Source organism: Streptomyces tauricus (genome assembly GCF_014650955.1).
Classification (GTDB): domain Bacteria; phylum Actinomycetota; class Actinomycetes; order Streptomycetales; family Streptomycetaceae; genus Streptomyces; species Streptomyces tauricus.
Map to the genome: position 1 here is coordinate 1 of NZ_BMVY01000001.1, position 12527 is coordinate 12527.

Annotated in this window: 8 protein-coding genes; 4 read left to right on the forward strand and 4 right to left on the reverse strand. The window is 72.3% G+C overall.

Annotation, left to right across the window (positions count from 1 at the left end; all coding sequences use genetic code 11):
• The first annotated feature begins 447 nt into the window (after nt 1–447).
• The gene (locus IE278_RS00010) at nt 448–1290 is read left to right on the forward strand and encodes an alpha/beta fold hydrolase (protein ID WP_189767409.1); all 843 of its coding nucleotides are present in this window, start codon (nt 448–450) and stop codon (nt 1288–1290) included.
• Nucleotides 1291–1376: 86 nt separating this feature from the next.
• On the opposite strand, the gene IE278_RS00015 is transcribed toward IE278_RS00010, so the two are convergent.
• Nucleotides 1377–2186 carry an NPP1 family protein gene (locus tag IE278_RS00015; RefSeq protein ID WP_189767410.1) on the reverse strand — a complete coding sequence of 270 codons (810 nt, stop codon included), beginning with the start codon at nt 2184–2186 and terminating at the stop codon, nt 1377–1379.
• Nucleotides 2187–2373: 187 nt separating this feature from the next.
• Here IE278_RS00015 and IE278_RS00020 point away from each other — a divergent pair, with 187 nt between their 5' ends.
• Both IE278_RS00020 and IE278_RS00025 read left to right on the forward strand, forming a co-directional pair.
• Nucleotides 2374–4164 carry a phospholipid carrier-dependent glycosyltransferase gene (locus tag IE278_RS00020; protein WP_189767411.1) on the forward strand — a complete coding sequence of 597 codons (1791 nt, stop codon included), beginning with the start codon at nt 2374–2376 and terminating at the stop codon, nt 4162–4164.
• A 109-nt stretch (nt 4165–4273) separates the two neighbouring features.
• The gene (locus tag IE278_RS00025) at nt 4274–5197 is read left to right on the forward strand and encodes an endonuclease/exonuclease/phosphatase family protein (protein WP_189767414.1); all 924 of its coding nucleotides are present in this window, start codon (nt 4274–4276) and stop codon (nt 5195–5197) included.
• Here IE278_RS00025 and IE278_RS00030 read toward each other — a convergent pair.
• Complete coding sequence (locus IE278_RS00030; protein WP_189767416.1) at nt 5170–6951, reverse strand: acyltransferase; 1782 nt, start codon at nt 6949–6951, stop codon at nt 5170–5172. The genes IE278_RS00025 and IE278_RS00030 overlap by 28 nt on opposite strands.
• A gap of 154 nt (nt 6952–7105) precedes the next feature.
• Here IE278_RS00030 and IE278_RS00035 point away from each other — a divergent pair, with 154 nt between their 5' ends.
• Entirely contained in the window at nt 7106–7750 is a 645-nt protein-coding gene (locus IE278_RS00035; RefSeq protein WP_189768926.1) for a DUF6629 family protein, read from the forward strand.
• Between the two features lie 139 nt (nt 7751–7889).
• Here IE278_RS00035 and IE278_RS00040 read toward each other — a convergent pair whose 3' ends face one another.
• A complete protein-coding gene (locus tag IE278_RS00040; protein WP_246569615.1) occupies nt 7890–10226 on the reverse strand; it encodes a M4 family metallopeptidase in 2337 nt (778 codons plus the stop codon).
• A gap of 330 nt (nt 10227–10556) precedes the next feature.
• Nucleotides 10557–11561 (reverse strand): helix-turn-helix transcriptional regulator, encoded by a 1005-nt coding sequence (locus IE278_RS00045; protein WP_189767418.1) that lies wholly within the window; start codon nt 11559–11561, stop codon nt 10557–10559.
• Nucleotides 11562–12527 lie beyond the last annotated feature (966 nt).

Genomic DNA, 12527 nt, shown 5'->3' on the forward strand with positions numbered 1-12527 from the left:
GGTGGGGAGGGCGGCGGCGGCCTGCCCGGCGCGCGGCGCGGGCCGGGCCGCCGCCACGGCGCTCCCCGCCGACGCCACCAGGGCGAGGGCGCAGAGCAGGGTGGGTATCCGGCGGCCCGGGGATCTCGACGAGCTGGTGGATCCGGTCGATCTGAACACGGATTCTCCTGTGCGTGGGGGGGGTGGGGGGTGAGAAGACGTTGTTCATGGATGTGAACAACAAGCGCATTCGTGGAATCTCGGCGATCGGTGAACCTAAAGGTCTGAACCAAGCGCGTCAAGATGTGAAGCAAAGACGGCCGACATTCACCGGGGGAGCGCAAGGAGTTGAAGGCGGCACGGTCTCTGGAGGGGCGGTCCGCGGAACCCGTCATTACGATGAAGGAGATCGTCGCGCCGCCCGAAGGCCGGTGTGCGAGGGGGCCGACCGACGTCAGGAGGGCCGCCGTGAGCACGATCGCGGTGAAGGCCGCCCAGCTGAGGAGCGGGCTCGTCCTCCCTTACGCGGAGGCGGGATATCCGGAGGGTGCCCCCGTCGTCTTCGTGCACGGCCTCGCGGACTCCTGGTGGGCGTTCGAGCCGCTGCTCAGGCAACTCCCCGCCGCGGTGCACGGGTACGCCCCCACCCAGCGCGGCCACGGCGACGCCGAACGGCCCCCCGACGGTTACGCCCCGCAGGACTTCGCCGCCGACCTGGTGGAATTCCTCGACGCCGTGGGTATTCACCGGGCCGTCCTGGTCGGCGCGTCGAGCGGCGGGGTGGCCGCGCGGCTCGTCGCGGGCAGTCATCCCGACCGGGTGGCGGGTCTGGTCCTGGCGGGCGTCCCGGCCACTCTCGCCGACAAGCCGGGCGCGACGGCCCTGGCGGAGAAGGTCAAGGACCTCGTCGACCCCGTGCCGCGTGCCTTCGTCGAGGAACTGCTCGCCGGCCTCACGGCCCGTCCGCCGGGGCGCGGACTCCTCGCGACGATCGCCGAGGAGAACCTGAAGGTGCCCGCGCGGGTGTGGCAGGAGACCCTGCGCGGACTGCTGGAGACGGATCTCGACGCCACGCTGAGAGGGATCCTCGTCCCCACGCTCGTGCTCTGGGGCGACGCCGACGGCATCCTGCCGCGCTCCGACCAGCAGCGGATCGTGGACACGCTCTTCGACGCGCGACTCGTCGTGTACGAGGGGGCCGGGCACGCCCTGTACTGGGAGGAGCCCGAACGGCTCGTCCAGGACGTCGCGGCCTTCGCCACCGGGGTCCTGCCCGACCGTCCGAACGGCCGGGCAGCACCCCGGATGTGACGCGCCATCAGACCCGGATCGGACCCGTATCACAGACCTGGATCGGACCTGGGTCAGCCTCTGATGAGTTATCGATCAGGGCTTGATCAGGCGTTGGGGTCGAACGCGATCCCCGACGGCTTCGCCGACGCGAGATGCGAGTTGAACGTGCTGTCCTTGATGCCGAGCGTCGCACTCCCGAAGTTGTAGGAGGTCAACGTGGTACGCAGGTTGCCCGGGTAGCCGTTCCAGCCGACCAGCGGCGGGCGCTGCCAGGTCCCCTTGTGGTTCTCCGGCGGCTCGTCGCCCGCGGTCGCGGCGCGGAAGCAGTGCGTGCTGATCCCGTCCTTGTGGTAGACGACCTTGGCGTGAGTGCCGTCCCAGCGGATCGCCGACCGGTTGTGGACCGTGAACGAGCCGTGGTTGGACGTCGAGACGTACTGGGCCTCGTTGTTCTGCACCCAGACCACGACGTGCTCCCAGTCGTGCCGGTGGCCGCCGAGCCCGCTGCCGGCCAGCGCCTGGTCCTTCTCGAAGTAGGAGCCGTAGACGATCGCGCACCAGCCGTTGTTGCACTTGGAGCGCGAGTAGGTGTTGACGCTGTCCAGGTCGGACGCGTCACGGCACTGGCCGTTGAGGGCGCCGCTCGGGTTGAGCCCGCCGTTGACCGTTCCGTCGGGGCCGATGGCAGCCGTGGCGTAGCAGCCGTCCGTGTCGTAGTCGTAGGTGGGCTGGAACGTCGAGTCCAGCGCCTCCGCGTTCGCGGGCAGAGCGGGGGGCGGCGCCGCCAGGGCGGTGGCCGGGAATACGAGGACCAGAGCCGCGGCGCCCGCCAGTACGCCGAGCGACTTCCGGCCCAGACGCCGGGATCCGTGGGACTTCGATGCCGGTCTGCCGTTCACAGGTGTCCTCCTCATCGGCCCCGTGCAGGCCAACGCCCTTTGTGGCATGTGACTTTGTGACATGTGCAGTTCAGAGTCGCGGATTTTCACTCGCGTGCCAAGAGGTCCCAGTGGTCACAACGGTTACGGAGCGCCCAACACTTGTCGCTCAACCGGCCCAAGAACGTCACACACGAGGAGGGTTGGTGGAAAGCTGTGCCGCATGAGCGCGCCGCAGGTCACCCGGCCGACGGATGACGGGCACACCGGCCCCCGTCCGCCCGACCCCGCGACCGAGGGTGAACGCCCCGGCCGCTTCGGCGGATTGCCGCGGTATGTCCGCTCGGCGCGGCACCGGCGCTGGCCGTACGCGCTGGCCGTCGCCGCGCTCCTCGCCCAGATGGCCGTCGCGATGGTCACCGCCGCCGTGGAGCAGACCCCCACCATCGACGAACCCGTGTACGTGGCCTCGGCCGAGGTGTACCTGAAGGAACGCAGCTTCCGTTACAACCCCGAACACCCGCCGCTGGGCAAGCTGATCATCGCGTCCGGCCTGGTGCTCACCGACGCGCACCTCGACCCGGACTTCGTCGGAAGCCAGACGGCACTCGGACGGCACGTGCTGTACGAGTCGGGCAACGACCCCGGCCGCCTGATGCTGTACGCACGCCTGCCGGTGATCGCCCTGACGCTGCTGTTCGGGCTGGTCGTCCTCGCCTTCGCCCGCGACCTCACCGGCCCGCCCGGCGGCCTGGTGGCGCTGGCCCTGTACGCGTTCTCGCCGGACGTCATCGCCAACGGCTCGCTGGCCACGCTCGACGTGCCCGCGACCGGGTTCCTGCTCGCGGCCCTGTGGCTGCTGTGGCGGGCCCGACGGCGACCGCACCTCTGCCTCCCGCTCGCCGGGGTGGCCCTGGGCGCGGCGGCGGCCACCAAGATGAGCGTGCTGCCGGTGATCCCGGTGCTGATGCTCCTGGGCGTCCTGTCGTTCTGGCACGCCCGCCGGACGCCGGGACCCGACGTTCGGCCCCCGGAACCCGATGCCCGGCCCCAGCCCCCGCACCTCGACGCCCGCGCCCGCATCAGGCTCCTCGCGTACGGGGCGGCGGCGGCCGTGGGGATGGCACTGGTCGCGGTCGCCGTCGTGTGGGCCACCTATCTCGTCGTCGACCCGCGGATGCGCTGGGCGGCCCCCGAGAACGTGCCGGACATCCCCGGGACGCGAGGCAGGGTCGCGGCCTGGCTGCCGTTCCCCGAGGCCTACCGCGACGGCATGCGCATCCAGTTCGGCTTCGAGTACGACATCTGGCAGGGCTTCCTGTTCGGGCGGCTCTACGAGGGCTCCCTCTGGTACTACCTGCCGGCCGCGCTCCTGGTGAAGACCCCGCTCGGCATGCTCGCACTGTGGACCGCGGGCTCCGCCGCGATCCTCGCCGTACGCGCACTGCGCCCGGCCGCCCCGTACGTGCTCGTCCCCGCCGCCGTACTCCTCGCCATCGCCGTGCACGGCGCCCGGGATCTCGGGGTGCGCTACGCGGTGTTCATGCCGATGCTCCTGGCGGTCGCCGCCGCCGGAGTGACGCTCGCGCGGCGGCGGCCGGCCCACTGGGCGACGGCGGCGCTGGTCTGCTTCGTGGCGGTCAGCTCGCTGCGCACCTACCCGTACTACCTGCCGTACTCCAACGAGGCGTTCGGCGGACCGGCGAAGACCCATCTGCGGCTGCACGACTCGAACGTCGACTGGGGCCAGGATCTGGGCCGTCTCGCGGACCACCTCGACCGGCGCCACTTCGGGGAGCCGGTCTGGCTGGTCTACAAGGGCGCGGGCGTGCCCTCGTACTACGGCATCGACGCGTCCGACCCGCTCAGGGCTCCCCTCGGCGAGGTGCACGGACTGCTGGTGGTGTCCGACTCCGCGGTGGCGAAGGCGGACGGGCGGCTGGCCGCACTGCTCGACACCAGCACGCCGATCGACGACGTCGGCCACTCGATCACGGTGTTCCGCCGCCGCTGACACCGACGGCCACGCACCGTCACGCGGCGGAGCGCCACGGGAGGTCTGTTCAGTCACAACTGCCGCTCGTGCCCGACTGGTTGGGCCGCGGCGAGGGTACCGTCCCGTCATGACGACGCGTCGTACGAGTCCTGTGAACAGACGCGGACGCGGACGCGGCGCGGCCAGGGCGATCGTGACGGCCCTCCTGTGCGTACTGGTGGCGCTCCCCGCGAGAAGCGGCGCCGCGCCGGAGGCGGCGGCCTCCGCACCGAGCACCGGCCGGGACCACTACGTCGGCACGTTCAACATCTACGGGAACATCGGCCACCGGGGCGACGCGGGCGACTGGATCGGGGAAGAGGCCGACGCCGTCCGGGACCTCACCCTCGGCGACATGGACCGGTGGTTGTTCATCGGCCTCCAGGAAGTCTGCAAGGCTCAAGGGGAGCGTTTCGCAAGGGAGTTGGGGCTGCGCAGCGCCTTCGTCGACACCGGTACGAAGTGTGCCGACGGCCAGGCCTACGGGAACACCCTGCTGTTCCACTCGGCCGTCCGGATCCTGCCACCGGCACTGCTGCCCAACCCGGACGGCAGGGGAGGCGAACGGGGCATCATCTGTGCCGTCGTCCGTGTCGCCGGTCGGCCGGACCTGGCCGGGCCACCGGTCACCGCGTGCAGCACGCACCTGACCGTCGGCGCTGCGAAGGACGCGGAACGGCGGGCGCAGACCGGGTTCATCCACGACGACTGGAAGCCGGACGGCATCCACCGGCTCGGTGCCACGGGCCCGGTCGTCCTGGCGGGTGACCTGAACGCACCGCCCGACGCACCGGAACTCGACGTCCTGTACAGCGGCAACGGCAGCGAGGCGAGCGGCCTCCGGGAGAGCGGACCGTCCTACGTCCGGCCGACCTACGACGACGGCCGCAAGATCGACTACTTGTTCTCCTGGGGCGAGGGCGCATCAGGGCGCTGGCACTGCACCGGAGCGCGCCGCACGGTCAACTCGGACCACAGCTTCTACTACAGCGTGTTGTCGACCGGGGCCTGAAGAGCGGACGCCGGACGGGCGGTCGGCCCCGGCACGGGTGAGCGGGCGGCCTCGGGGCGGTGGACGCCGCGCGGCCGGTACCCCAGCCGGTCCGCCACTCCCACCAGATCGGCCAGCAGCCAGACGATGGCCAGCCACATCTCGGTGCCCTGGAGGCCGGGCTCCCGGCCGGGCCCCGTACCGTCCTCGCCCGGCGGCCCGAAGCCGAAACCGGATCCGTCCCGCCACTCTCCCAGCGCGTACGCCAGCTGTTCCCCGGCCCAGGCCCGTGCCTCGGCGGCGCGGTGGCCGCTCTGCCGGCCGACGAGCCACAGCGGATGGGCCACGTCCAGTACGTTGCACGCGTTCTGGCGGCCCGCGGCGAACCAGCGCGGATCCCCGCCGTGGCCGAGCACGGTGTCCACCACCCGCTCCGCGTACGGCAGGGGGAGCCCGAACTGGGCGAACGAGCCGCGCGTGAGCCGGTAGTAGCCGTTGACGAGCTGCAACCGGCCCTCGGCGGGCGAAGCGGCCCGGCCCCACATCCCCGTCCATGGATCCACCCGGGTGCCCAGCCAGCCGAACAGCGCCTCCAGGGTGCCCGGTTCGCCCGCTCCGGCGCCGAGTCCGAGGTTGTGGTGCGCGCCGGTCGCCCAGCAGTCCACCCAGGCGCCGGCCGACCAGGCCCGGGTCCGCCACGGCAGCGCGTCCAGACGTGCGACCAGTTGGCCCGCCGTCATGCGCTCGACCGTGCGGACCGGGTGGGCGAAACGGGAGCCCAGCAGATTCAGCGCGTAGCCCACGGACAGCACGTGGTACTCGGCGGCGCCGTCGTCGATCCAGCCGTCCGCCGCGCGGGCGGGCAGCACGCCGGGGCCGCCGTCTTCGGCGAGCTCGGGCACCATTCCCTCGGCCGGGTCCTGCAGCGCGCGCAGTCGCTCGACGTGCTCGGCGGCGGACAACTGCGGCGGAGGTGTGCCGAGGAGCAGATCGGCGATCTCCACGGCGTCGCAGTGGGCGCGTACGGTCGGCGGCGCGCCGGGCCGGTCGCGGTACCGGCCCGCGCCGGCGTCCCAGGCGCGCGCGAGGAGGTCACCTGCCTGCGCCCGCGCCAGGTCGGCGAACCGGGCGACCGCGTCCCCGAGCGAGCCGCCGGCCTCCGCCGTCCCCCGCAGGGGACCGGAATCACGCCGGGCGGGACCGGACTCGCGCCGGTCGCGCAGCCGACGGGCCGGGTTGCCCGCGGCGACGGACCAGGGCGGCAGATCCTTGGTCACCACCGCTCCCGCGCCCACCACGCAGTGGTCGCCGATGGTCACCCCGTCCAGGACGACGACGTTCGACCCGATCCACACGTCGTCGCCGACGGTGATGCCCCTGCTGGTGAGGGGCTGCCGGTGCACGGGCCGGCCGGGCGCGAACCCGTGGTTGAAACCGAGCAGTGAACTGTGGGCACCGATCCGCACCCCGTCCCCCAGTACGATCCGGCCCCGCACGGTGGCGTACGGATTGACGGTGCAGTCGGAGCCGGTGGTGACCCGGCCGGTGACGTAGGCGTGCCCGGCGACGTACGAGTTCTCGCCGAGCCGCAGCGTGTCGGTGAAGACGCCTGCGGCGGGCGAGACGAAACAGCGCGGGCCGATGCTCGCCCCACCGTCCGTCAGCAGTTTCTGGTGAGCGGCCTGGGCGTCCCGCTGCGCGGCGGAGGCTCGGCCGTCGAAGTCCCAGGGGCAGTGGTCGAAGTAGGAATCGTCCAGGGCGCTTTCCGAATCCATCACACGTAAGTATAGAGAGCGCTTACTCCGCCGACAACGTCACCGGATGCCGAGCGGGAGTCCGAACGGCCGTACAGGGCGCGGTACCGGGGGGCGGGCCGTAGCGTGAGGCCCGGCAGGCCCGGATCCCATGACACGAACCCCTGGTGGCGCGATGTGCTTCAGTGCGACGGCCGATCTCGTGGCGGGATGCGGCATCGCCGCCGTCGGGGTGGCTTGTGTGGCGCGGACCCGCAGGGTGGCCGACCTGCCGATGGCCGCGCTGCCCCTGATCCTGGGCGGCCATCAGATCGTCGAGTCCCTGGTCTGGCGCTCCGGCGGCGGTTCGGGCCCCGCCACCGTCGCCTGGGCGGCGATCGCCCTGCCGCTGCTCGCGGTGTGGGTGCCGGCGGGTGTGCTGTGCGTGGCGCCGCCGAGTGCCGTGCGACGGCTGATCGTCCCACTCGTCCTCGGGGTGCTGACCGCGGCGGTCCTCTCGTACCGCCTCGCCACGCACGGGGTGACCGCCGAGATCCGCGGCCACACCGTCGGCTACGCCGTGTCCCTGCCCGCCTCGGAGGTACTCGTGGCGGGCTATCTGCTGGCCACGATCGGTGCGCTGCTGCTGTCCGGCGACCGGATCCTGTGCCTCCTGGGCACGCTGGTGACCGTGGGCGCGGCGACCTGCTGGGCGCTGTGGGAGGCGGAGTTCGTCTCGACGTGGTGCGCGTTCGCGGCGGTGTGCTCGCTGGTGATGTACCGCTGGGTGCGCGGGCGGTCCGGATCACCGGACGTGTCCCGGGTGTCCGTCGCGGGGTGACGGCGATCCGGGGCCGCGACCCGACGGCGGGTCGGAGACCGGCGTCCCCGCGCACCGACCAAGACGTACGCCGCCGCGCCCGGTAGGTCTCCGGGCGCGGCGGCGTCCGTGTCCGGGCGGCTGCCCGGGGCGCGGTGGCTCAGAAGGTGAGGCTCCAGCTGTCGAGGTAGCCCGGGTCGACCGTGAAGATGCCGGGCGTGTTGTCCGTGACGCGCAGCTTCCATGTGCCGTTGGCCGGGAGCGCCGACGCGTCGACCGTGAAGGTCGCGTGCAGTTCGGACCCGGTGTCCCAGACGAAGTCCTTCACGAGCAGCGCCGTGCCGTCCTCGCCGACCAGGTGGATGACCTGGCCGCCGATGAAGTCGTGCACCAGGTCGACGGTGACCTCGAGGTCGCTGGACGCGTTGCCCTCACGGCCGGTGACGACGATCGGCGACTCGATGGTGCGCCAGTTGGGGATGTCGAAGCGGGCGGGGTTGACGAAGTGGTCGCCTCCGGAGGCCAGGACCCGCCAGGTGAAGGACAGGGTGCGGGTCTCCGCGGCCGAGTTCCTGATGGTGACGGCGGCCGGGAAGGCGCCGGCCGCGGTCGGGGTGCCGGAGACGAGCCCGGTGGCGGGGTCGATGGACAGGCCGTCCGGCAGGCCGGTGGCGGAGTAGGCCAGCGCGCCGGGCCGGGTGCTCGTCGCCTCGAACGCCCGGCTGGTCGGCTGGCCCACCGCGGAGTCGCGGGTGGAGGGCGCCGCCGCGGCGATGTGGTTGACGTACCGGGGGCCGACGTTGACGGCCGCCCAGGCGTTGCCGACCGCCTCGTACGCGTCGCTCGACGTGCCGAACAGGTCGGCCGCCGCCTGGAGCGTGGCGGTGCGGGCTCCCGCGTAGTCGGTGTTGCTGGTCATGTAGCGGGTCAGGGCCCGGTACCAGACGTTGGTGGCGTTGTGCAGGCCCAGGCCCGCGACCGGCAGACCGTCGTAGGTGGGGCTGTCGTAGGCGACGCCCTCGACGGTCCTCTCACCGCTGCCCTCGGCGAGCAGATAGAAGAAGTGGTTGCCCACACCGGAGCTGAAGTGCGGATCGAGCTTGCGGGTCTCCTCGGTCCAGTGATCCTGCGAAGTGCCCTTCGCCGAGGCGTCCTTCGAGGGCTGGTCCATGTACCGCAAGGGCTTTCCGGTGCCGCGCACGTCGGCCAGTTCGCCGATCCGGTAGTCCGGCACGTCCTCGGCGCTGTCGGCGAAGAACTCCACGGCGGTGCCCATGATGTCGCTGGTGGCCTCGTTCAGGCCGCCCGATTCACCGGAGTACGTCAGGTCCGCGGTCGCGGAGGCGACGCCGTGGGTCATCTCGTGGGCGGCGATGTCGAGTTCGGTCAGCGGCCGGGCGTCGTCCAGGCCGTCCCCGTACGTCATGCAGAAGCAGAGGTCGTCCCAGAAGGCGTTGGCGTACCCCTTGCCGTAGTGCACCCGGGAGCGGGCGCCCACGCCGTCGTCGGCGATGCCGTTGCGGCCGAACCGGTCGTGGTAGAAGTCCCAGGTCTTCTGCGCCCCGTAGGCCGCGTCCACGGCGGCCGTCTGCCGGTCGGCGGGCGTCCCGTCGCCCCAGACATCGTTGTCATCCGTGAGGGGGACGCCGTTGCCGCCCGCGCTGATGTCGTAGGTCGTGTGGCCGCCGCGCTGCGGATCGGTCAGCCGGTAGAGATCGCCGTCGCGCACGGAGCCGACCTGCACGGTGCCGCTGTACTGGCTCACCCCCTCACCGGAGTGGACCTGCTCGAAGCTCCCCAGTCGCGCACCGCTGCCGGCGTCGGTCACCACCCGCAGACTGCTCGGCGTCCCGTCCTCCTGAACGCCGTCGACGACGCTCTCCCAGGCCAGTACGGGTTCGGCGGCGCCGTCGCCCGCCCAGACGACGAGCCGCGGCGCACCCTCCGGCGTCGCCTCGTCCGTCTTCTGCGACTCGGCCGCCTCCAGAGCCGACTTCGCCGCCTTCGCGGCCGGTACGGAGGCCTTGGTCGTCGGGACCGAGATCGTGGCCGGCGACGACCTGGAGACGCTGCGGGCCTTGCCGCGCTCGTGGACCACCAGGTCACCCCCGAGGACGGGCAGCCCGGCGAACGTACGCTCGTAGCGGGTGTGCACGGTCCCGTCGGCGTCCTTGATGACGTCCTTGGGTATCAGCTTCTCCCGCTCGCCCAGCTTCAGCGAACGGGCCGTGGCCGTACGGGAGTCGGCCGCCGACGCGAGCAGTTTCCTGCGCTGCGCGGGGGAGAGTTCGAGCGTTCTGGCGCCGGGTCTGGGCTCCGCCTCGATCTGCCGGGGCGCTCGTTCCGTGCGGGCCGTCTGCGGGGCCGCGCTCCACGCGGGAAGCGCCGAACCGAGCAGCGCGACCAGCGTGGTGACCGCGACCGCCGTCGTGCGCGACCGCACCGGGGCGCGTCGGCGGGACGCAGGGGGAGTAGGAGGGCGGGGGATGTCCGTCACTGCTGTGACTCCTGTGGTCCGGCCGTCTGGTGACGGCACGTCAGATGTGGCGCCGGGCGAGGCAGGGCTCCCCGGCGGGAGAGGGGTGAGAGGCGACCGCGCGGTCCCTGGATCGTTTCAGCGGGAAGGGTGAGTGTCACCACTGCGGAGATCATTGTCCGGAATACGGTCAGCGGCGATCCGCCGCGGGCGTCGCCGCGCGCAGGGGATCACATGGGCCTTTACGCGGTGGCAACACGGCCTTCATCGGCCACTTTGGCCACTTCTCGCCCTGCGGACCGCGGACCGCGGGCTACGGGCTACGGCCGACGGGTCACGGCCTGACGTCCGTCACAGCCAGCCCCGGCGTGCCGCCTGCCAGGCAAGTTGCATCCGGGTCGCCGCGCCGGCCAGCTCCATCATGCGCTGGATGTGACGCTGCACCGTGCGGCGGCTCAGGCCCAGTTGCGTGGCCACCGCCTTGTCGTTGACGCCCGCCACCAGCAGGGCGAGCAGCCGCCGGTCGACCGCGGACAGCGGATCGGGGCCGCCGACCCCGTCCGTCCCCGCGACCGCGCCCGAGTCGTCGACGTCCAGCGGGACGGCGTCCTCCCAGTAGCGCTCGAACAGGGCGACGAGAGCGGCGAGCAGATTGCTGTCCCGTACGAGTGCGGCGGTGGGCTCGTCCGGGTTGCCCTGAGGGCCGCCGGGCACGAGCGGGCAGACCGCGATGGCCCGGTCCGCCACCGCGAGCCGCAGCGGCAGATGCGGCACGGCACGGGCGGTCTCCCCGGCGCGCACTCCCGCAACAACGTTGTCAACGGCTCCCTCGTCGTCGAAGAAGTCCTTCTCGTACAGCACCCGGTAGCGCACACCGCGTGCCAGCGCCTCGAACTCCGAACTGTTGCTGCCCGACGGCATCGCCACGTACTGGGCCTTGCAGAACCACAGCATCTCGTCCTGGGCGCTCGCCTGGATCTGCCGCAGATGCTGGCGCAGCGCCTCGGCGCCCGTGATGACCTCGATCAGCTCGCCCGCGTCCCGCCGGCGCATCGTGTCGCGGTACACCTGCAGCAGGTTCGTCGCCTCGGCGCGGGCCAGGTCGAGCGCGTCGGCGTTCCGCTTCAGCCGGGGTATCAGCGCCACGTCCGGGGGAGTGGCCCGGAAGTGCCGGGGCAGCACGTCGGTGTGGCTCGCCATGCCCTTGACGGCCAGCGCGTCGAGCACCGCCTCGGCCTCCGCCGGGCTCAGCCCGGTGCGCGCGGCGACATCACCCGCCGACGCCTGGCCCGCCGTCACCAGATGCCGGTAGACGGACTCCTCGGCGTCCGACACCCCTGCAGCCTCCAGCGTCATGGCGCCCTCCCCGAGACCGACCGGTTTCACTGATCGGACACCGTACTCCACGGGTGTTACAGGCGGTGAGGGTGAGCGGGTCGGCTGGCGCCCCGCCCACCCCCGCTGGGGGCCCGAGCGCCTATCCGCGGTGCAGGTAGGCCCGTTGCACGGTCTGCCGCACCGAGTTGCCCGCCGTGTCGCGCGCCGTCACTCTCAGTGTCACGTACGCGTCACCGCGTACCCGCGAGGGCTTCTTGACGGCGGCCTCGAACACGTTGTGCCCGCGGCCCTTCACCTCGGCCCGGCTCCAGTTCCGGCCGTCGTCGTACGACGTCTCGACCTGGACGCTCACCCCGCGCGGCACGGCGAGCCCGTCCTGGGCGCGCACCGACAGTCCGACCGAGTGCGTGCGGCTGGCGCGGACGGCGTTGTGCGCGTCGACCGGCACGTCGTAGTCGACCTGGAGCAGCGGGAGGGCCGCAGCCCCGCTCGTGCTGCCCGAGCGGAACGACCAGGACGTCTCGGTGCCCGTCCCGTACGCCCACTCCGGCGACACCCGCGAGGTCGTCAGGTCCAGTCGGTAGTCGGCGGCGCCGGCCGGGACCTCGAAGTCCGCGTACCCGCCGTCGGCCTCCGCCGCCTTCTGCCCGTTGCGGTACAGCACGGCGGCGGCCGAGTCGCCCTGCGCCGCCTTCGCCCCGCCCGAGGTGCCGATACCGCCGCCGCCTTCGAGCAGCCGCGAGCGGTGACCCGCCTGCGAGTCGGTGAACTCCGGGATCCGCAGGCTCAGTACGTCACCCGAGCGCACGGACGGAGTCGTGGTGCCCCGAGGGATCGACGGCCGGACGACGGCCCCCTGCCAGGTGTCGCTCGCCCGCTCGCCCGCCCGGTAGGTGCGCGACGCGTCCGACATGCCCACGAGCAGCGGCTTGTCCACGTCGAACGTCGTCTCGTGGTGCACGAAATGCTGCCAGGCGGTGTCCC